Annotated in this window: 17 protein-coding genes; 8 read left to right on the forward strand and 9 right to left on the reverse strand. The window is 67.2% G+C overall.

All coding sequences use genetic code 11. From position 1 onward, the window contains the following. Window positions 1-18 precede the first annotated feature (18 nt). Together AVME950_RS04375 and AVME950_RS04380 are read right to left on the reverse strand one after the other, a co-directional pair. A complete protein-coding gene (locus AVME950_RS04375; protein ID WP_284399174.1) occupies window positions 19-1,473 on the reverse strand; it encodes a malonyl-CoA decarboxylase in 1,455 nt (484 codons plus the stop codon). Beyond that, window positions 1,470-2,159, reverse strand: coding sequence for a GntR family transcriptional regulator (locus tag AVME950_RS04380; RefSeq protein ID WP_284399171.1), 690 nt, complete (start codon window positions 2,157-2,159; stop codon window positions 1,470-1,472). The genes AVME950_RS04375 and AVME950_RS04380 overlap by 4 nt, the downstream gene beginning before the upstream one ends. 270 nt (window positions 2,160-2,429) lie before the next feature. Here AVME950_RS04380 and AVME950_RS04385 point away from each other — a divergent pair, with 270 nt between their 5' ends. Next, window positions 2,430-3,461 (forward strand): GlxA family transcriptional regulator, encoded by a 1,032-nt coding sequence (locus AVME950_RS04385; protein WP_284428881.1) that lies wholly within the window; start codon window positions 2,430-2,432, stop codon window positions 3,459-3,461. 111 nt (window positions 3,462-3,572) lie between these two features. Next, on the forward strand, window positions 3,573-4,739 hold the full coding sequence (locus tag AVME950_RS04390; protein WP_284428882.1) for an MFS transporter: 1,167 nt from the start codon (window positions 3,573-3,575) through the stop codon (window positions 4,737-4,739). Window positions 4,740-4,833: 94 nt separating this feature from the next. Here AVME950_RS04390 and lgt read toward each other — a convergent pair whose 3' ends face one another. Continuing rightward, entirely contained in the window at window positions 4,834-5,655 is an 822-nt protein-coding gene (gene lgt, locus AVME950_RS04395) for a prolipoprotein diacylglyceryl transferase (protein WP_284428883.1), read from the reverse strand. A gap of 384 nt (window positions 5,656-6,039) precedes the next feature. On the opposite strand from lgt, the gene AVME950_RS04400 reads away from it, so the two are divergent. Further along, window positions 6,040-8,205, forward strand: a complete 2,166-nt coding sequence (locus tag AVME950_RS04400) for a TonB-dependent receptor (protein ID WP_284428884.1) — start codon at window positions 6,040-6,042, stop codon at window positions 8,203-8,205. A gap of 63 nt (window positions 8,206-8,268) precedes the next feature. On the opposite strand, the gene AVME950_RS04405 is transcribed toward AVME950_RS04400, so the two are convergent. Both AVME950_RS04405 and AVME950_RS04410 read right to left on the reverse strand, forming a co-directional pair. Continuing rightward, window positions 8,269-8,673 carry a hypothetical protein gene (locus tag AVME950_RS04405; RefSeq protein WP_284428885.1) on the reverse strand — a complete coding sequence of 135 codons (405 nt, stop codon included), beginning with the start codon at window positions 8,671-8,673 and terminating at the stop codon, window positions 8,269-8,271. An 18-nt stretch (window positions 8,674-8,691) separates the two neighbouring features. After that, entirely contained in the window at window positions 8,692-10,284 is a 1,593-nt protein-coding gene (locus AVME950_RS04410) for a Fic family protein (RefSeq protein ID WP_284428886.1), read from the reverse strand. 276 nt (window positions 10,285-10,560) lie between these two features. On the opposite strand from AVME950_RS04410, the gene AVME950_RS04415 reads away from it, so the two are divergent. After that, entirely contained in the window at window positions 10,561-10,746 is a 186-nt protein-coding gene (locus tag AVME950_RS04415) for a hypothetical protein (protein ID WP_284428887.1), read from the forward strand. 92 nt (window positions 10,747-10,838) lie between these two features. Then, a complete protein-coding gene (bfr, locus tag AVME950_RS04420) occupies window positions 10,839-11,315 on the forward strand; it encodes a bacterioferritin (protein WP_272548335.1) in 477 nt (158 codons plus the stop codon). Window positions 11,316-11,415: 100 nt separating this feature from the next. On the opposite strand, the gene AVME950_RS04425 is transcribed toward bfr, so the two are convergent. Then, window positions 11,416-12,399: a LysR family transcriptional regulator gene (locus AVME950_RS04425; RefSeq protein WP_284428888.1), complete on the reverse strand. Its 984-nt coding sequence runs from the start codon at window positions 12,397-12,399 to the stop codon at window positions 11,416-11,418. Between the two features lie 142 nt (window positions 12,400-12,541). On the opposite strand from AVME950_RS04425, the gene ilvD reads away from it, so the two are divergent. Next, complete coding sequence (gene ilvD / locus AVME950_RS04430; protein ID WP_284428889.1) at window positions 12,542-14,236, forward strand: dihydroxy-acid dehydratase; 1,695 nt, start codon at window positions 12,542-12,544, stop codon at window positions 14,234-14,236. A 103-nt stretch (window positions 14,237-14,339) separates the two neighbouring features. Here ilvD and AVME950_RS04435 read toward each other — a convergent pair whose 3' ends face one another. Beyond that, entirely contained in the window at window positions 14,340-14,582 is a 243-nt protein-coding gene (locus tag AVME950_RS04435) for a TIGR04438 family Trp-rich protein (RefSeq protein WP_284399149.1), read from the reverse strand. Between the two features lie 103 nt (window positions 14,583-14,685). On the opposite strand from AVME950_RS04435, the gene AVME950_RS04440 reads away from it, so the two are divergent. Next, window positions 14,686-14,991, forward strand: coding sequence for a c-type cytochrome (locus AVME950_RS04440; RefSeq protein WP_272564181.1), 306 nt, complete (start codon window positions 14,686-14,688; stop codon window positions 14,989-14,991). A 127-nt stretch (window positions 14,992-15,118) separates the two neighbouring features. Here AVME950_RS04440 and AVME950_RS04445 read toward each other — a convergent pair whose 3' ends face one another. Next, window positions 15,119-15,598: a LapA family protein gene (locus AVME950_RS04445; protein WP_272564182.1), complete on the reverse strand. Its 480-nt coding sequence runs from the start codon at window positions 15,596-15,598 to the stop codon at window positions 15,119-15,121. Between the two features lie 301 nt (window positions 15,599-15,899). Continuing rightward, entirely contained in the window at window positions 15,900-17,894 is a 1,995-nt protein-coding gene (acs, locus tag AVME950_RS04450) for an acetate--CoA ligase (protein WP_284428890.1), read from the reverse strand. 199 nt (window positions 17,895-18,093) lie between these two features. On the opposite strand from acs, the gene AVME950_RS04455 reads away from it, so the two are divergent. After that, window positions 18,094-18,705, forward strand: coding sequence for a TIGR00645 family protein (locus tag AVME950_RS04455; RefSeq protein ID WP_092740989.1), 612 nt, complete (start codon window positions 18,094-18,096; stop codon window positions 18,703-18,705). Window positions 18,706-18,873: the final 168 nt, after the last annotated feature.

Below are 18,873 nucleotides of genomic sequence, written 5' to 3' on the forward strand. Positions count from 1 at the left end.
TGCCCCGCTCACACCGCCTCAGTCCCGGCACAGGCTCTCGATGTCTCCCGACATCGGCACGCGGCCCTGCGCCAGCAGGCCGCGGTGTTTGTCGATCCGCTTGAGATCGTAGAGATAGTTGACCATCAGGCCGAACGATTGCTTGAGGCCCTTGGACGACGGGTCGCCCGCCCAGTTCAGGCGCTCCACGCGCGCGCCGTTGCCCAGGTGAAAGCGCGCCACCGGGTCCACCGGCTTGCCCTCTTGCAGCTCGCGCCCCAGGTAGCGCGCGGCGCACTGCAGCAGCAGCTGGCGCACGGGCGATTTCGGGGGCAGCTCCAGCGCCTTGTCGGCCGCGGCCAGCACGTGGGCGGCCTGCGGCGGCTCGAACCCCACGGCCTTGCCCAGCTCGGCACGGCGCTTGTCATCGAGCGCATCGAGCGCGGCGGCGCAGTGCTTGGACAGCCACGAACGGAAACCCGGGATCGGCGACAGCGTGGCGAAGGTGCGCAGGCGCGGAAACTCCGCGTTCAGCGTCTCCACCACGTGCTTGATGAGCGAATCGCCGAAGCTCACCCCGCGCAGCCCCGTCTGCGTGTTGCTGATCGAGTAGAAGATCGCCGTGGTCGCCTTCGACAGGTCGGACGGCGCCGCGCCCTCGTCCAGCAGCGGCGTGATGCTGCTGGACAGGTCGGCCACCAACGCCACCTCCACGAAGATCAGCGGCTCGTTGGGCAGGCGCGGGTGGAAGAAGCCGTAGCAGCGCCGGTCGCTGTCCAGCCGGTTCTTCAGGTCCGCCCAGCTGCGGATGTCGTGCACCGCCTCGTACTTGATGAGCTTTTCGATCAGCGAGGCGGGCGAATCCCACGACAGGCGCTTCAGTTCCAGGAACGCCACGTCGAACCAGGTGGAAAACAGCTGCTCCAGCTCGGCATCGAGCGCGAGCAGCCGCTTGTCGCCCTTGAGCTGCGGCAGCAGTTCGGCCCGCAGGTCCAGCAGAAAGCGCATGCCGTTCGGAAACACCGCAAAGCGCTGCAGCAGCCGCGTGCGCGGCGACACCAGCGCGCGGCGCAGGTGGATCTCGGCATGGGCCTCCTCGGCCGTGCCGGCCGCCGCCTCGTAGCGCTGGCGCGCCGACTTGAAACGCGTGGCGTCGGGCGCGAACTGCTCGCACAGCAGCAGCCACATGTCGCGGCGCTCCTCGGGCTCGGCCGCGTGGTACCAGGCGGCGACGGCCTCGGCGCGGCGCCCGCCCTCGACCTCGCTCACCTGCGGCGCGCCCACCTCCTGCAGGTCGGCCAGCAGGCGCCGCAGCGCGCGCGGCGACAGCGCCTCCTGGCCGCGGCGCAGCGTGGCCTGCAGGCGCTCGTGCGTGGAGCGCGGCACCGGCGCCTTGGCCGGGCCGCTGCCCGCGCCGTCGGCCGATCCGGTGGTCTTGTCAGCGGGGCGCAGGCGGGAGACGCTGCGCGTGATCCATTCCGCAGTGGCATTCATGGCGTGATCCTCGAAGGGGGGTTGCGGGCGATGTCGCGCAGCGCGGCGCGCTGGCGCACGAGGTGGGTGCGCATGGCCTCCTCGGCCACCTCGGGAGCGCGCAGCTTGATGGCATCGAACAGCTCCAGGTGCTCGGCCAGGCTCTGCTGCAGCCGCCCCGGGGCGCGCAATTGCTGCAGGCGGGCCAGCCGCAGGATCTTGCGCAGGTCGCCGATCACCTGGGCCAGCCAGCGGTTGTCGGCCAGCGTGATGAGCGCCTCGTGGATGGCGTGGTTGGCCGCGTAGTACTCGCCGATGCGGCCGGCCGCGGCGTGCTCGCGCAGGCGCTCGTGCAGCACCTCCAGCGCGGCCAGGTCGGCCTCGCTGGCGCGCAGGGTGGCCTCGTGCGCCGCGCGGCCCTCCAGCAGGGCGATGACGGGGAAGATCTCGTCCAGGTCGCGCTCGGTCACCTCGGCCACGAAGCAGCCCCGGCGCGGCTCGTGGCGCAGCAGGCCCTCGGCCACCAGCACCTTGAGCGCCTCGCGCAGCGGCGTGCGCGAGATGGCCAGCCGGTCGCACAGCGCGATCTCGTCCACGAACCCGCCCGGGGGCAGCTGCCCGGCAAAGATCAGCTCGCGGATGCGCTCGGCCGCCTCGGAATGCAAGGACAGGGGGAGTGCGCGCGCGGTGGCGGGAAGGGAGGACATGAAAAAAAGCGGCGGCAGGGGGGCGGTGAGTGGCTCGATCGACCTCGCAAGCGGTGGCAACGAAACGCAACCTGCCGGCATCGCGCGGCAATGTGCGTAATTTCACATAATTATGGCGATGGAGCCGCCACTTTCCCATCAGGGATTCCCTGGGCCGCGAAAACCCCCATGCGGTGGCGCCTGCGCGGCCGACTGGCTCCGCAGACAGTGGCCGGATCTGTGCGATGGTTGTCATTGCAGCCACCGCCGCGCCGCGCGACACTGCGGCGCATGACCCCACCCCGCCCCCGCCGCATCGCCTGCCTGCTGTACCCCGGCTTCATGAGCCTGGACGTGGTGGGGCCGCTGCAGGTCTTCGCCTCCGCCAATGTCGAGATGGAGCGCCAGGGCCGCCCGCCGGCCTACGCCCTGCAACTGGTGGCGGAGGTGGCGGGCCCGGTGGCGTGCTCCGCCGGCTTCGCCGTGGTGGCCGACGCGGCGCGGCGCGACGTGGCGCTCCCTGGCCTGGACACCCTGCTCGTGCCCGGCGGCATGGGCGTCGATGCCCAGCTGGACGACACGACCCTGCAGGACTGGCTGCGGCAGGCCGAGCGCACCGCCCGGCGCGTGGGATCGGTGTGCTCGGGCGCGCTGCTGCTGGCCCGCGCCGGCCTGCTGGACGGGCGGCCCGCCACCACCCACTGGGACAGCGTGGACGGCCTGCGCCAGGGCCATCCGCAGGTGCGGGTGGCGGGCGACCGGCTGCACACCTACGACCCGGGCGGCATCGACGGCGACGGCCACGTCTTCACCTCGGCCGGGGTGACGGCGGGCATCGACCTGGCCCTGGCGCTGGTGGAGCACGACCTGGGCCGCGCCATGGCGCTGGCCGTGGCGCGGCGCCTGGTGATGTACCTGCGCCGCCCGGGCGGGCAGGCGCAGTTCAGCCCCCTGCTGGCGCCCGATGCGGCGCACGCGCCCCGCCTCACGCCGCTGCTGGAATGGATTCCCGGCCACCTGGGCGGCGACCTGTCGCTGGACGCCCTGGCCGCGCGCGCCTGCATGCCGCCGCGCACCCTGACCCGCGTGTTCCAGCGCGAACTGGGCACCACGCCCGCTCGCTACGTGGAGCGGGTGCGGGTGGAGGCGGCATCGGCCCTGCTGGCCCAGGCGCAGGCCTCGGTTTCCACCGTGGCGCGGCTGTGCGGGTTCCAGCACCCCGAGACGCTGCGGCGCGCCTTCCACAAGCACCGGGCCGTGAGCCCGCAGGCCTATGCCGAGCGCTTCGGCGCCGGGACGGCCGGCGCAGCCCGGCCGGGCTGACGCGGCGGCCGGCAGAGAAAGCCCCGGGTCGCTGCGGCCGGCCCATCGCACCGCGCCACGGCTCGGCCGCCCTTCCCTTTTCCGTTTTTCATCTCCCTCACAGGTCCTGCCATGCTGCTTCGCAATCCCGCCATCCGTCTGCTGTTCGCCGGCCAGGCGCTCTATTGGTCGTGCTCCATCATCGGCATCACCCTCACGTCCCTCGTCGGGCTGCGGCTGTCGCCCTGGGGCGCGCTCGCCACCCTGCCGCTGGCGCTGCTGGTGCTGGGCAACCTGCTGGCCGTGTCGCCGCTGTCGCTGTTCATGCAGCGGCGCGGCCGGCGGCCGGGCCTGGTGCTGGGCGCCGCCTTCGGCGTGGCCGGGGGCCTGGTGTGCGCCCTGGCGGTGGCGGCGGGCAGCTTCGCGCTGCTGTGCGTGGGCACGGCCTGCATCGGTGTCTACCAGGCCTCGGCAGGCTACTACCGCTACGCTGCGCTGGAGGCCGTGGACCCGCGCCACAAGGGCCGGGCCGCCGCCTGCGTGGTGGGCGGGGGCCTGTGCGCCGCGCTGCTCGCGCCGGCCGTGGCGGTGGGCTCGCGCGATGCGCTGGCCACGCCGTTCGTGGGCTCCTACCTGGCCATCGCGGCCCTGGCGGCGCTGGGCGTCGCCACCATGGCACGGCTGCGCGAGGGCGTGGCGCCGCAGCCGGCCGCCGCCGGGCGCGCGGTGCTGCTCGCGCTGCTGCGGCGCCCCGCCCTGCGCGCCGCCGTGGGCATGACGGCCATCGGCCACGGCCTGATGATCCTGGCCATGAACGCCACCCCGCTGGCCATGGATGGGTGCGGCTTCTCCACGGCCCAGGCGGCGCGGGTGATCCAGTGGCACGTGGTGGGCATGTTCCTGCCGGCGTTCTTCGCCGGCCCGCTGGTGGACCGCTGGGGCAGCCGGCGCGTGGCCGGCGCGGGCGCCCTGGCGCTGGTGGCCAGCGCGACGGTGGCGCTGTCGGGCCTGGGGTTCGCTCAGTTCCTGGCCAGCTCGCTGCTGCTGGGCGTGGGCTGGAACCTGATGCTGATCGCCGGCACCACGCTGCTGTCCGAAAACCATGCGGAGCACGAACGCGGCCCGGCCCAGGCGCTGATGGAGCTGTGCAACGGCGGCATGGCCGTGGCCATGTCGTTCGGCTCGGGCGCGCTGCTGTCGGGCATCGGATGGACCGCCATCAATGCGGCCATGCTGGTCCTGCTGGCCGTGGCACTGGGCCTGCTGTGGTCGATGGCGCCGCGGCGCGCGGCGGTCTGAGGCACCCTGCGGTGCCGATTCGACCCCAGGGCGTTTGCTATATTTTCAATAGCAACATGCCCTGGTATTTATTGTGCTGGAGGCCCCTGGGGCCTCAAGCCCTTTGCAGCACCGGCTGGCGCCGCGCCCACACCCACATGGCGATGCCGGCGACGATCATCGGCACGCACAGCCATTGGCCCATGCTCATGCCCAGCGAGAGGATGCCCAGGAACGCATCCGGCTCGCGGAAGTATTCGGCGATGAAGCGGAAGCTGCCGTAGCCCACCAGGAAGGCCGCGGCCACCTCGCCCTGGCGGCGCTCGCGGCGGGCATAGAGCCACAGCAGCACGAACAGCAGCACGCCCTCCAGCAGGAACTGGTACACCTGCGACGGGTGGCGCGGCAGCAGCGAGCCGCTTTGCGGGAACACCATGCCCCAGGGCAGGTCCGGGCTGCTGAAGCGCCCCCACAGCTCGCCGTTGATGAAGTTGCCCACGCGCCCGGCCGCGAGCCCCGTCGGCACGCACGGCGCCACGAAGTCGGCCACCTGCAGCCAGGGCCGCTTGCGCGAATGCGCGAACCACACCATCGCGGCGATCACGCCCAGCAGCCCGCCATGAAAGCTCATGCCGCCCTGCCAGATGTAGAAGATCTCCAGCGGGTTGGACAGGTAGTAGCCCGGCTTGTAGAACAGGCAGTAGCCCAGCCGCCCCCCCGCCACCACGCCCACCACGCCGAGAAAGAGGATGTCCTCCACGTCGCGCCGCGTCCAGGCACCGGGCCCGGTGATGGAGGCGAAGGGCTCGTGGCGCAGGCGCCGCACCCCGAGGAACATGAACAGCGCGAAGGCCGCCAGATAGGTCAGGCCGTACCAGTGGATGGCCAGCGGGCCCACTTGCAGGGCGATGGGGTCGATTTGGGGGTACATCAGCATGGTGGGCGGTATTGTGCCCGCCCGGCATGACGGTTCCGGCCGGCGCCCTGGAGCGGCGGCCGCTGCGGCGGCGGCGCGGCGCGCCGGCCGGCCAGGCGCCGCCGCGGTTCGCCCGGCGGACTTCGTCATCGCATTCCGCCGGGCGGGATATGGGCCGAATCGGGCCCATGCCGGCGTTTTGATTGCCTTCGACGCTATTTAATTGATAGCACCAATCCCACGCGCCCGGCCGACGACCCCGATCGGCCCGTGGTGGTGACTTCATAATTGATAACGCTTCTCATTCTTCTAACCGCTTTCCGCCGCCCGGCGGTCCTCTCCCGGCCCTTCACGGCCTGGCCACGGACCCCGGCCCGCCGGCCGCAAAGCCCGCTCCTGAACACCATGCACCGACACGCCAGCCGCGCAGAACCCCGCTTCGCCCCCACCCCGCTCGCCCGCCTCGTCCGCCATTGCGTCGGCGCCGGCCTTCTCATCGCCGCCACCGGCGCCGGCGCGCAGACCGCCGCCCGGACGGCGCTCGACGAAGTGGTCGTATCCGACCAGGCCGAGGCCATCGGCGGCCTGCAAAAGACCTATTCGGGCGGGCAGTTCGCGCGCGGCGGCAACCTCGGCATCCTGGGCAACACCGACCTGATGAACGTGCCGTTCAGCACCACCAACTACACCTCGGAGCTGATCGACAACCAGCAGGCACGGACCGTGGCGGACGTGGTGATGAACGACGCCTCGGTGCGCACGCTCACCTCGCGCGGCGGCTTCGGCGACGACTTCCAGGTGCGGGGCTTCACCCTGTCCAACAGCGACATCAGCATGAACGGGCTGTTCGGCCTGGCGCCGTCCACCAGCATCCCGCTGGAGACCATCGAGCGCGTCGAAGTGCTGAAGGGCCCCGGCGCGCTGACCAATGGCGTGGGCCCGAGCGGCAGCGTCGGCGGCAGCATCAACGTGGTGACCAAGCGCGCGGCGGACGTGCCGCTCACGCGGCTGACCACCACCTACATGGGCAAGGCGCAGTTCGGCACCCACCTGGACGTGGGCCGCCGTTTCGGCGAAGACAACCAGTGGGGCGTGCGCGTGAACGGCCTGGTGCGCGGCGGCGAGGGCAACATCGACGGCGGCAAGCAGAACCTGGGCCTGGGCTCGGTCGGCCTGGACTACGCCGGCGCCCGCACGCGCTGGTCGCTGGACGCCTTCGCCACGCGCGGCGAAACCAAGGAATTCCGGCCCCAGATCAACTTCGCCGGCACGGCCACCTCGGTGCCGGCCGTGCCCGACGCGCGGCTCAACTTCTACCCCGGCACGAAGCTGCAGGACAACGTGAAGACGGTCATGTCGCGCCTGGAGCACGACCTGAACGACCGCACCACCGTCTACGGCAGCCTGGGCTACATGGACATGGACTACGAGCAGACCTTCCCCAGCGGCCGGCCCGACGCGCTGGGCAACTTCCGGGTGTCGAACGCCTATTACGACCAGTACACGAAGTCCAAGGCCGCCGACGTCGGCCTGCGCACGCGCTTCAAGACCGGCAGCGTCGGCCACACGCTGGCCCTGGGCGCGAACTACCTGAACCAGGAAACGGGCTACTTCTACGCCACCTCGGCCACGACCAACGCCTCCAACCTGTACAACCCCTCGCCCCTGCCCGCCATGACCGTGGCGCGCGGCGCACCCGGCAAAAGCTCGGTCACCGACCAGTCGAGCCTGGCCCTGGCCGACACCATGGCCTTCCTCGACGACCGCCTGCTGGTGACCCTGGGCCTGCGCCACCAGACCATGGAGCAGGAAAACTTCACGCCCACCACCGGCGTCTCCACCAGCCGCTACGACAAGAGCGCCGTGACGCCGCTGGCGGGCGTGGTGTTCAAGCCCGCGAAGAACATCTCGGTCTATGCCAACTACACCGCAGGCCTCACCCGCGGTGCCACCGCCGGGATCACCACCGCCAATGCCGGCGAGACCTTCGCCCCGCAAAAATCCAAGCAGCACGAAGTGGGCGTGAAAGTGGACTGGGGCCAGCTCACCACGCAGGCCGCCATCTACCAGATCAAGAAGCCCGGCGCGGTCACCGACCCGGCCACCAATGTGTACAGCTTCGGCGGAGAGCAGCGCAACCGCGGCCTGGAGCTAACGGCCTACGGAGAAGTCCAGCGCGGCCTGCGCCTGATGGCCAGCGCCGCCTTCAACGACGCCAAGCTCACGCGCACCGCAGGCGGCCTGAACCAGGGCAACAACGCCGCCGGCGTGCCGGACCGCACCTTCAACCTGGGCTTGGACTGGGACACCCCCTGGGTGCAGGGCCTGAGCCTGAACGGCCGCGTCATCCACACCTCGCCGGTCTATGCCGACGCCGCCAACCGCCTGCGCGTGGGCAACTGGACGCGCCTGGACATCGGCGCCCGCTACGCCACCAAGGTCTCCGGCAAGCCCGTGGTGCTGCGCGCCAGCCTGGAAAACGCGTTCGACAAGAACTACTGGGTGGTCAGCAACTACGTGACCGTGGGTGCGCCACGCACGCTGATGCTGTCGGCGGCTGTGGATTTCTGACGCTAGGTTGCCTGGCAGGAAATTAGAGGCCCGAACAACGCCGCCGGCGTTGCCGTGTCAGCCTCATGGTGCAGAGGACGCTGAACCTCGATTCGCGCCGGTGGGGTGCAGAATCTGCTCCAGCTTTTCGCGAATCGCTTCCGGTTTGCTTCCACTGCGGTTGATGGTTTCGCAATTCCCCAGCGCCGTTTCTTTGGACAGACTCGGGGACCGGGCGTAGCGCAGGGACTCGCAGTCGCACCGCAACCGGGCTTTCAAGGCCTTTGTCCGCTGAATCCGAACTTCGGCCACCCAGCATGCGTCGGCGCAGCCGCAGGAGCGGTAGTTGAGCACTTCGCCGCGGTAGGGCCAGTCCAAGCGGTAGATACCTGCTCCTCCAGCGTGCGCCATCGCAGCGGTGGAGACAAAACAAAGCACCAAAGTGCTGCGCAGGACACGCCGTGCGGAGACGGGTTTGTCAAAAGGCATCTTTGGACATAGTGAGTTTTAACGCCTTGAGGTTTTCAATCCCAAATGTTTTTCGTAAATCTCGACGGTCTTTGTCATGCCCTCGACCGTTAAGGCAAAGGCATCGTCAGGACCTTCTGGGTTGCGTCCGCTGGAGAACACGATGATTGGATGTTTTGGACTGTTGGCGGGCGGCAGACCATAGCTCATCAAAACCCAGTCACCCGCAAGCCTGGCCGTGCGGCCGTTGGCATCGGGGAACGGGTGAATGCTCATCAAGCGCTGGACCGTTGCCGCTGACAGTTCGGCAGGACTCATTTGGCCTTGCGACACCTGAGCGGATGCCTGTTCAAACCATTCATCGAACTGAGCCATCTCCGCACCCACTTCTCGCTCGTCTACCACCGCAGCAGCAGCGCTTCCCTGGGGAAATCCGGTCGGTTGCCGGCGAAACTCCCCAAATCGCGCGCCAAATTTTTCAAATGCATCAGGGTCGTTGAAAGGCATGGTGCCTTGGCCCAGCATCGCATTCAGGCGCTTCAGATGGTCGGTATCCAACGGCTGGTGCTGGCCGATCCATTCTTTGATTTGATGATTGGCGGCCTTCCAATTGCGCCCTGCCAGTGGTGTTGATTGCGCGGTATTGGAGAGACCGGCCCTGCCCTGGTCCACTTCCAAGCGGGCGGCCTCTGCCTTCTGTGCCACTCTAGCGCCGCCGGTTTCGATCAGCTTCTGGATCGTTCCCCAGTGCTTTTGCACGTGCTTGAGTTTGGCGTCTTGCTCTTTGCGCACAGGCGGACTGATGGGTTGGTTTAAAACCAAGTCCATCAGGCGGATCTGCGTGCCTCGCGTGCCGACATGCACCTTTTTGAAGTTCAGGCCTGGTGGAAGCTGCTGCATGGCCGCGTTGTCCGCTAAGTTCAGCGACTTCAGCTTTGGGAGGGCACCAATACCAGAAGGAATGCTCGAGAGCGAGCAACCTTTTAATTCCAGATGTTCAATATTGGGGCTCTCGCCTAATTTCTCCGGTAAATGGCTGAGTCTCGGATTATTAGAGAGATCGATTTGCCGGATTTTTGGGCCCATCCCGCCTTCCGGCAAGACCACCAAATTACAACGGGTCGCCTCGATCACCTCGAATTTTTTCAAATCCGCCATCGATGCAGGGAGTTCGGTCAATTGGCCGTTATTTTTAATCTCCAGCATGACCAGCTCCCCCGCCTGACCGATGTTTTCCGGCAACTCATGCAGGTCACAATCGTTTGCCTGGATGCGGGCCAATGCGGGGGCGTAAGCCAGATCGGGCGGCAAATTTTTGAGTGAAGGGTTGCCATTCACAATGAGGTTTCCCAAATGTGGCAGCAAGAAAAGCCCATCCGGAAGACTGCTCAGATGTTTCCCTTCCAAGTCTAGAACGAAGGACTCCTCCTCGTGGGCTTTGAGAATTTTGGTTTTTACCGACTGGGGACCTGACCAATTCGTCAAAAAATCTTGGAGCATTTCCCTTTGCTCGCTCTTGCTCTGTGGCAATACTGGCCTGATTTCCGCCCTGCCCGATCGACCCCTTATCGAGGGAGACATCATCAGGGCAGACCCCGGCTCGGATGCGACCCGCTCGGCAATTTCCGTCATCCTTCGCCGATCCAGCGCAGGTCCACGGGGCTGAAACGCAAATGCCTTTCTTGGAGCAGACGAACTGGAACTCGATGAGTTGCCCTCGACGCGTGGAGGCAAATCAGATGGGCGATGGAGCGCAGCCCGATGCCTGAGAGGCGGGCGTTGGGTACTCGGCCTTTCCCCTGATGCAGTCGGGTTACCACGACGTGATGATGAATCAATGGGCGATGACTTCATTAGGGGACTCCATGCAATTCGTTAAATCATCTTAAAAAATGCAAAGGAAACCCAATGATCGAGCACGAAGCAATGGCAAAAATAACGAATTACTCTCGCTTGACGAATTGGCAGCACATCTCCTTGTTGAAAGTCGAGCATCTTTTCCTGCAATTGACCATCGATGCACGAAATACCGATCGGCTCCATCAACGCCGAGCGCTATCATCATCAAAGCACCCCCAACGCGAACGCTTCTGATCCCGGTACGCATGCAGAGCGCCGGCCCGGGGGCTTTCACCCGCGGGCCGGGCGGCCGCGCGATACTCCTGCCCTGATTCCAAGGAAAACACATGCAGGGAAACCCACAGGTCATCGATTATTTCAAGGACCTGCTGCGCGGCGAACTGGCCGCGCGCGATCAATACTTCATCCATTCGCGCCTCTACGAAGACCAGGGCTTCGTGAAGCTCTACACGCGGATCGACCATGAGATGCAGGAAGAGACCCAGCACGCCGACGCGTTGCTGCGGCGCATTCTCTTCCTGGGCGGCATGCCCGACATGCGCCCGAAGGAGTTCACCCCCGGCACCACGGTGCCCGAGATGCTGCGCAAGGACCTGGCCACCGAATACGAAGTGCGCGCCGCGCTGCAGCAAGGCATGGCCCTGTGCGAAAGCGTGCGGGACTACGTGAGCCGCGACCTGCTGCTCGCCCAGTTGCGCGACACCGAGGAAGACCACGCCTACTGGCTGGAAAAGCAGATCGGCCTGATCGACAAGGTCGGCCTGCAGAACTACCTGCAAACACAATCGGCCTCCGCGGACTGATCCTGCGCCCGGCCAAGGCGCGCACGCCAGGGCGGTGTGCGCGCTGTTCTTTTTTCCAAGCCGTTCAAGCCCCACGCCGGCGTTTTCATTGCCCCGGAAGCTATTCATTTGATAGCAAACCATCCCCACTCGACCGATCCGCTCCTTCGCCCGGCGCCGTGCCCTGGAGCGCCTGCACGAAGGCCACGAAGCGCAGCAGGGCCGGCCCGGCCGCGGGGGCGTTCCACACCAGCCGGGTTTCGCACTCGGGCAGCGCCGGCCCCGGCCGGCGGGGCGGCGTGGCCACGCGGCGGTAGACCACTCCGGTGCGCTGGAACTGCATCACGCTCTGCGGCACGAAGGCCAGCCCCAGGCCGGCCGCCACCAGGTTGACGATGGTCTGCATCTGGATGGCTTCCTGCGCCACCTGCGGTGAATGCCCGGCCGCGTGGTAAAGCGCGAAGATCGCGTCGTACACCGAAGGCAGGATGCGGCGCGGAAAGATCACCAGCGGCTCGGCCAGCACGGCGGCCAGTGGCGGGGCTTTCGCCTGCACCGCCAGCGGGTGCGCCGCCGGCAGTGCCAGCACCAGCGGCTCGCGCGCCACGCGCAGGCCGGCCAGGCCCGGCGGGGCGAACTGCGGCGAATGCAGCAGCAGGCCGGCATCGATCTCTCCGCGCTCCAGCAACTGCAGCTGCACGTCGCCCGTCGCCTCGACCAGTTCCAGCGACACCTGCGGGCAGGCGCTGCGAAAGGCGCGCACCCAGGCGGGCAACTGCTCGAAGCCCACGGTGGACACGAAGGCCAGCCGGATGCGCCCGACCTCGCCCTGCGCCGCGGCCCGGGCGCGCGCCGGCAGGGCCTGAGCACGCGCCAGCACCTCGCGCACGTCGGGCAGCAGCGCCTCGCCGGCCGGCGTGAGCGCGACGCGGCGGCGCGTTCGGTCGAACAGCAGCAGGCCCAACGCGCGCTCCAGCTGAGCGATCGCCTGGGTGAGCGGGGGCTGGGTCATGTGCAGGCGCTGCGCGGCGCGGCCGAAGTGCAGCTCTTCCGCCACGGCCAGGAACTGGCGCCACACGCGCAGCTCGATCAATGCGTCATTCATATGCCAATCATATCAATGACCCCTTGAAAACGGATTGGAACCAATCAATCAAACAGCGCATACTCCGCGCTGCCCCAAAAGCCGCCCGCCCACCCGAGGCCGGCCCGGCGACACGAAATTTCCTCCCACGAAGGACGCCCCCATGGAAAACAAACCCCTGCAGATCAACCGCCGCAGCGCCAACATCACCGAAGGCAAGTCGCGCGCGCCCAACCGCTCGATGTACTACGCGATGGGCTACGAAGAAGGCGACTTCAAGAAGCCCATGGTGGGCGTGGCCAACGGGCACAGCACGATCACGCCGTGCAACTCGGGCCTGCAGAAGCTGGCCGATGCGGCCATCCAGGGTATCGAGGAAGCCGGCGGCAACGCCCAGGTGTTCGGCACCCCCACCATCAGCGACGGTATGGCCATGGGCACCGAAGGCATGAAGTACAGCCTGGTGAGCCGCGAGGTCATCAGCGACTGCATCGAAACCTGCGTGCAGGGCCAGTGGATGGACGGCGTGGTCGTCGTGGGCGGCTGCGACAAGAACATGCCCGGCGGCCTGATGGGCATGCTGCGCGCCAACGTGCCGGCCATCTACGTGTACGGCGGCACCATCCTGCCGGGCAAGTACAAGGGCCAGGACCTGAACATCGTGAGCGTGTTCGAGGCCGTGGGCCAGAACGCCGCCGGCAATCTGAGCGACTTCGACCTCAAGGAGATCGAAAAGCGCGCCATTCCCGGCACCGGTTCGTGCGGCGGCATGTACACGGCCAACACCATGTCCAGCGCGTTCGAGGCGCTGGGCATCAGCCTGCCCTACTCCAGCACCATGGCCAACCCGCACGACGAGAAGCAGAACTCGGCCAAGGAATCGGCCAAGGTGCTGATCGAGGCGATCAAGAAGGACATCCGCCCGCGCGACATCGTGACCAGGAAGTCCATCGAAAACGCCGTGGCCGTCATCATGGCCACCGGCGGCTCGACCAACGCGGTGCTGCACTTCCTGGCCATCGCGCACGCGGCCGGCGTGGAATGGTCCATCGACGACTTCGAGCGCGTGCGCCAGAAGACGCCCGTGCTGTGCGACCTCAAGCCCAGCGGCAAGTACCTGGCCGTGGACCTGCACCAGGCCGGCGGCATTCCGCAGGTCATGAAGGTGCTGCTGAACGCCGGCCTGCTGCACGGCGACTGCCTCACCATCGAAGGCAAGACCATCGCCGAGGTGCTGAAGGACGTGCCGGACGCGCCCCGCGCCGATCAGGACGTGATCCGCCCCATCGACCGGCCCATGTACGAGCAGGGCCACCTGGCCATCCTCAAGGGCAACCTGAGCCCCGAGGGCGCGGTCGCCAAGATCACGGGCCTGAAGAACCCCGTCATCACCGGCCCGGCGCGCGTGTTCGACGACGAGCAGTCGGCCCTGAAGGCCATCCTGGACGGCAAGATCGTGGCGGGCGACGTGATGGTGCTGCGCTACCTGGGCCCCAAGGGCGGCCCTGGCATGCCCGAGATGCTGGCACCCACGGGCGCGCTGATCGGCGCGGGCCTGGGCGAGAGCGTGGGCCTCATCACCGACGGGCGTTTCTCCGGCGGCACCTGGGGCATGGTCGTGGGCCACGTGGCACCGGAAGCGGCGGCGGGCGGCACCATCGCGTTCGTGAACGAAGGCGATTCCATCACCATCGACGCGCACACGCTGCGGCTCGAACTGAACGTGCCCGAGGCCGAACTGGCCCGCCGCCGCGAAGGCTGGACGCCTCCCGCTCCGCGCTACACGCGCGGCGTGCAGGCCAAGTTCGCCTTCAATGCCGCCAGCGCCAGCAAGGGCGCGGTGCTGGACGCCTACTGATCCAGGCCGGCCGCGCGCCGGCCATTGCAAAAGACAAAGCCCGCGGCCGGTCAGGCGCGCGGGCTTTTGGTTGGATGGGTCGGTGCCGATCGGGGCGGTGCGTTCAGCGGCGGTTGCGCGGCTGGATGCCCAGGGCTTCCTTGTTCTTGTTGATGCGGTCCTGCTTGCGCTGGTCCATCCGTTCCATCGCGCGGCGCTTGGTGTAGCCGGTGGCGTCGGCCCAGGCCCACCAGACGAAGGCCACGGCAAAGGGGGACAGAACCCACCACCACGACCACAGGGCCACGGGCCCGATCTCGAGGTATTTGAGCAGCACAAGAAGCACTCCCAGACCCAGCGCGTACATGGTGATCTCCTGTGCGGTACGGACTTTACGTGCCAGGGGTCAACCCCCGCCACTACAATTTCATTGAGCCGGATACTAACCCACAACCCACAGGAAACCCCCGATGAAGCGCACCCTGATCACCCTCGCGATGGCCCTGTCGGTGGCCGTGCCGGCCCTGGCCGACCAGGCCCTCGCCACCTCGAAAAACTGCATGGCCTGCCATGCGGTGGACAAGAAGCTGGTGGGCCCGTCGTACAAGGATGTGGCCGCCAAATACGCCGGCCAAAAGGATGCGGTGGACAAGCTGGCCGCCAAGATCATGAAGGGCGGCTCGGGCGTGTGGGGCCCGGTGCCCATGCCGGCGAATGCCCAGGTGAACGATGCCGACGCCAAGAAGCTGGCCGCCTGGGTGCTGTCTCTGAAGTAAATCCATCCATCGCGCTGCCGATCAACGCCAACGCCAACGCAAACGCCGCGCTGCAAGGGTTCCCGTGCAGCGCGGCGTTCGTTTTGGAGGGTCGGCAGGCAAGCTATGCCGCCGACGCATCACCACATCAGATCGGGTCGATGCGGGAATCGACGCGCGGGGTGCCGCGCAGCTGGTGTTCGAGCTGGCCCACGTAGGCCGCCGTGGTGTTGTCCGATTCCTGGGCGCGCTGGGCCAGGTGCAGTTCCAGCGCATCGATGCGCGCGATCAGGGCGGAATGGGACTGCAGGTTCTGGTTTTCGAGAAACGCGCGCAGTTCGGTGAAGCGGGAGGCTTCGGCCTTGTCGGCCAGGTCGCGCTGGGCCGTCATTTCCTTGGCGTGGCGGCGCGTCTCCAGCAGCACCGAGCCTTGCAGCGACAGCACGTAGGCGATGAAGAAAATGCCCAGCAGCACGGTCAGCCCCAGCATGAGCAGGCCCAGCGGGGCCTCGAAGGAGGTCAGCCCCAGCGAGATGACGGACGGGGTGGCCAGCGTGGTCCAGTTGAGCGCGGCCAGCACGGCCATGGCGGCCACGATTAGCAGCAGCGCGATGGTTCTGAAATTCATGTCAATCTCCCGGAAGGTGTCGAAATCCGCAGCCTGGCAGGCGCGGTTGGGGGACGTTTTTAACCTGTGCGGGGGCGGTTATCGCTGGCTGGAAATTGAAACCGGCACTGTCCTACAGTGCGGGGCGGGCGTGAAAAAACCACCGGACGCGAGCGTGCGGTGGTTTTGAAAGCATAAAAACAGAGGCGCCGTACTGACGGTGGGGGGATTTTGCCGTCACTCACATCGCCTGCGGCGATATGAGTGCCGTCAAACCCTGCGAAGCGCTTCGCGCCGGGCCGCCCTGCGGCGGCCCCCTGGATCAATTGGTTTCAGCCAATTGATCCAGGATCGCAGGGTTTTCCAACGTGCTCGTGTCCTGCGTGATCTGCTCGCCCTTGGCGATGGAGCGCAGCAGGCGGCGCATGATCTTGCCGCTGCGGGTCTTGGGCAGGTTGTCGCCGAAGCGGATGTCCTTGGGCTTGGCGATGGGGCCGATCTCCTTGGCGACCCAGTCGCGCAGTTCCTTGGCGATGGCCTTGGCCTCGTCGCCGGTGGGGCGCGAGCGCTTGAGCACGACGAAGGCGCAGATCGCCTCGCCCGTCACGTCGTCGGGCCGGCCCACGACGGCGGCCTCGGCGACCAGGTCGGTCTTGGACACCAGGGCCGATTCGATCTCCATCGTGCCCATGCGGTGGCCCGAGACGTTCAGCACGTCGTCGATGCGGCCCGTGATGCGGAAGTAGCCGCGATCGGCACTGCGCACCGCGCCGTCGCCCGCCAGGTAGTAGCCCTTGAGCTCTTCGGGAAAGTAGCTTTTCTTGAAGCGCTCGGGGTCGTTCCAGATGGTCCGGATCATGCTGGGCCAGGGCTTCTTGATGACCAGGATGCCGCCCGTGCCGTTGGCGATGTCGTTGCCCACCTCGTCCACGATCGCGGCCGCGATGCCCGGCAGCGGCAAGGTGCAGCTGCCCGGCACCAGCGGCGTCGCGCCCGGCAGCGGGGTGATGACGTGGCCGCCGGTCTCGGTCTGCCAGAAGGTGTCCACGATGGGGCAGCGCTCGCCGCCCACGTTCTTGTGGTACCACATCCAGGCCTCGGGGTTGATGGGCTCGCCCACGCTGCCCAGGATGCGCAGGCTCGACAGGTCCGAGCGCGCGGGGTGCACGGCCGCATCGCCCTCGGCCGCCTTGATGAGCGAGCGGATCGCCGTGGGCGCGGTGTAGAAGATCGTGCAGCGGTGGCGCTCGATCATCTGCCAGAAGCGGCCGGCGTTCGGGAAGGTGGGAATGCCCTCGAAGATGATCTGCGTGGCGCCCGCGGCCAGCGGCCCGTAGGCCACGTAGGTGTGGCCGGTGATCCAGCCGATGTCGGCCGTGCACCAGAACACGTCGTCCGGGCGCAGGTCGAACGTCCAGTCCATGGTGAGCTTGGCCCACAGCAGGTAGCCGCCGGTGGCGTGCTGCACGCCCTTGGGCTTGCCGGTGGAGCCGCTGGTGTACAGGATGAACAGCGGGTGCTCGGCGCCCACGGGCACCGGCGGGCAGTCGCTGCTCTGGCCCTGCAGCGCCTCGGCGAAGGTCTTGTCACGGCCCGCCACCATGGCGCAGGCGGTGGCCGTGCGCTGGTAAACGAGGATGCTGCGGATGGTGTCGCAGCCGCCCATGGCCAGGGCCTCGTCCACGATGGCCTTGAGCGGCAGCTCCTTGCCGCCGCGCATCTGGTAGTTGGCGGTGATGACGGCCACCGCGCCCGCGTCGATGATCCGCTCCTGCAGCGCCTTGGCAGAAAAGCCCCCGAACACCACGCTGTGCGTGGCGCCGATGCGCGCGCACGCCTGCATGGCGATCACGCCCTCGACCGTCATGGGCATGTAGATGAGCACGCGGTCGCCCTGCTGCACGCCGTTGGCCTTGAGCGCGTTGGCGAACTGCCCCACGCGGGCCAGCAGTTCCTTGTAGGTGACCCGGGTGACGGTGCCGTCGTCGGCCTCGAAAATGATGGCGGTCTTGTTTTCGACCGGGGTGCCGATGTGCCGGTCCAGGCAGTTGGCGCTGGCATTCAGCTGGCCGTCGGCGAACCATTCGTAGAACGGCGCCTTGGAGGCATCGAGCGTGCGCGTGAAGGGCTTGTCCCACTGCAGGTTTTCGCGCGCCAGGCGGGCCCAGAAGCCTTCGAAATCCTGCTCGGCCTCGGCGCACAGCGCGTCGTAGCCGGCCATGCCGGAAATGCGCGCGGCCTTCTGCAGGGCTTCGGAGGGCGGGAAAACGCGGTTTTCCACCAGCACGGATTCAATCGTGGACGAGGACGCACTCATGGGTTTTGTCTCCTGGAGTCAACATAATTTGGCGGTACTTTCGGGGGCCGCACTTACATGCCACTGACGGATGCCGGCGGCCGCCAAAGGCTCCGATGCTACGCCTGTGCAGGCGGCGGGTTTCTGTCACAGGGCAAGCGGCCGGTGCTTCTAGAATCGCGCGAGTTTCATTTCTAGCGATTTTCAAGAAAACCCTCCCATGGCCCTCCCGCAACCCCCCGCTTCCCGCAACGGCAGCAAGTCCCTCACCCCGCTGGCCTCGCTGATCTTCGCCAGCCGCTGGCTGCAACTGCCGCTTTACCTGGGGCTGATCGCCGCCCAGGGCGTGTACGTGTGGCACTTCCTCGTGGAGCTGTGGCACCTGATCGAGGCCGCGTTCGGCCACCAGGGCGCGCTGCAGTCGCTGGTCACCAGCATCGGCTACAAGCCGGGCGTGGAGGTCACGGCGCTCAACGAGACGGTGATCATGCTGGTCGTGCTGGCGCTCATCGACGTGGTGATGATCTCCAACCTGCTCATCATGGTGATCGTGGGCGGCTACGAGACCTTCGTGAGCCGGCTCAACCTGCAAAGCCACCCCGACCAGCCGGAATGGCTGGGCCACGTGAACGCCTCGGTGCTCAAGGTGAAGCTGGGCCTGTCGATCATCGGGATCAGCTCCATCCACCTGCTCAAGACCTTCATCAACGCCGCCAACTACGACGAGAAGGTGCTGATGTGGCAGACGATCATCCACGTGGTGTTCCTGCTGAGCGCCATCGCCATTGCCTACACTGACAAATTGCTGAACGTTTCGCACGAAAAGCACTGAGCGCCCACACCCTCTCCCACCGAGCCCCGGCAAGGCCCCCAGACAGGGGGCTTTCGGGGCTCTTGCCTTAGTACTTATTGGCCTGATTGCTACCAAAAACATAGCAATCCGGTATCCACCCGGCTCCGCTGCTGCGCCCGCGATTAACACATCGGGCAAACCCGGGTC

The sequence above is a fragment of the Acidovorax sp. SUPP950 genome (assembly GCF_030158935.1).
Classification (GTDB): domain Bacteria; phylum Pseudomonadota; class Gammaproteobacteria; order Burkholderiales; family Burkholderiaceae_C; genus Paracidovorax.

What these genes read in the sequence shown, in the direction of transcription:
- bfr (WP_272548335.1), top strand. Translation starts at nt 10,839, where the DNA reads ATGCAGGGAAACCCACAGGTCATCGATTATTTCAAGGACCTGCTGCGC.
- AVME950_RS04415 (WP_284428887.1), top strand. Translation starts at nt 10,561, where the DNA reads ATGATCGAGCACGAAGCAATGGCAAAAATAACGAATTACTCTCGCTTG.
- AVME950_RS04425 (WP_284428888.1), bottom strand. Translation starts at nt 12,399, where the DNA reads ATGAATGACGCATTGATCGAGCTGCGCGTGTGGCGCCAGTTCCTGGCC.
- AVME950_RS04455 (WP_092740989.1), top strand. Translation starts at nt 18,094, where the DNA reads ATGGCCCTCCCGCAACCCCCCGCTTCCCGCAACGGCAGCAAGTCCCTC.
- lgt (WP_284428883.1), bottom strand. Translation starts at nt 5,655, where the DNA reads ATGCTGATGTACCCCCAAATCGACCCCATCGCCCTGCAAGTGGGCCCG.
- AVME950_RS04440 (WP_272564181.1), top strand. Translation starts at nt 14,686, where the DNA reads ATGAAGCGCACCCTGATCACCCTCGCGATGGCCCTGTCGGTGGCCGTG.
- AVME950_RS04385 (WP_284428881.1), top strand. Translation starts at nt 2,430, where the DNA reads ATGACCCCACCCCGCCCCCGCCGCATCGCCTGCCTGCTGTACCCCGGC.
- AVME950_RS04435 (WP_284399149.1), bottom strand. Translation starts at nt 14,582, where the DNA reads ATGTACGCGCTGGGTCTGGGAGTGCTTCTTGTGCTGCTCAAATACCTC.
- AVME950_RS04380 (WP_284399171.1), bottom strand. Translation starts at nt 2,159, where the DNA reads ATGTCCTCCCTTCCCGCCACCGCGCGCGCACTCCCCCTGTCCTTGCAT.
- ilvD (WP_284428889.1), top strand. Translation starts at nt 12,542, where the DNA reads ATGGAAAACAAACCCCTGCAGATCAACCGCCGCAGCGCCAACATCACC.
- AVME950_RS04375 (WP_284399174.1), bottom strand. Translation starts at nt 1,473, where the DNA reads ATGAATGCCACTGCGGAATGGATCACGCGCAGCGTCTCCCGCCTGCGC.
- AVME950_RS04445 (WP_272564182.1), bottom strand. Translation starts at nt 15,598, where the DNA reads ATGAATTTCAGAACCATCGCGCTGCTGCTAATCGTGGCCGCCATGGCC.
- AVME950_RS04410 (WP_284428886.1), bottom strand. Translation starts at nt 10,284, where the DNA reads ATGACGGAAATTGCCGAGCGGGTCGCATCCGAGCCGGGGTCTGCCCTG.
- AVME950_RS04405 (WP_284428885.1), bottom strand. Translation starts at nt 8,673, where the DNA reads ATGCCTTTTGACAAACCCGTCTCCGCACGGCGTGTCCTGCGCAGCACT.
- AVME950_RS04390 (WP_284428882.1), top strand. Translation starts at nt 3,573, where the DNA reads ATGCTGCTTCGCAATCCCGCCATCCGTCTGCTGTTCGCCGGCCAGGCG.
- AVME950_RS04400 (WP_284428884.1), top strand. Translation starts at nt 6,040, where the DNA reads ATGCACCGACACGCCAGCCGCGCAGAACCCCGCTTCGCCCCCACCCCG.
- acs (WP_284428890.1), bottom strand. Translation starts at nt 17,894, where the DNA reads ATGAGTGCGTCCTCGTCCACGATTGAATCCGTGCTGGTGGAAAACCGC.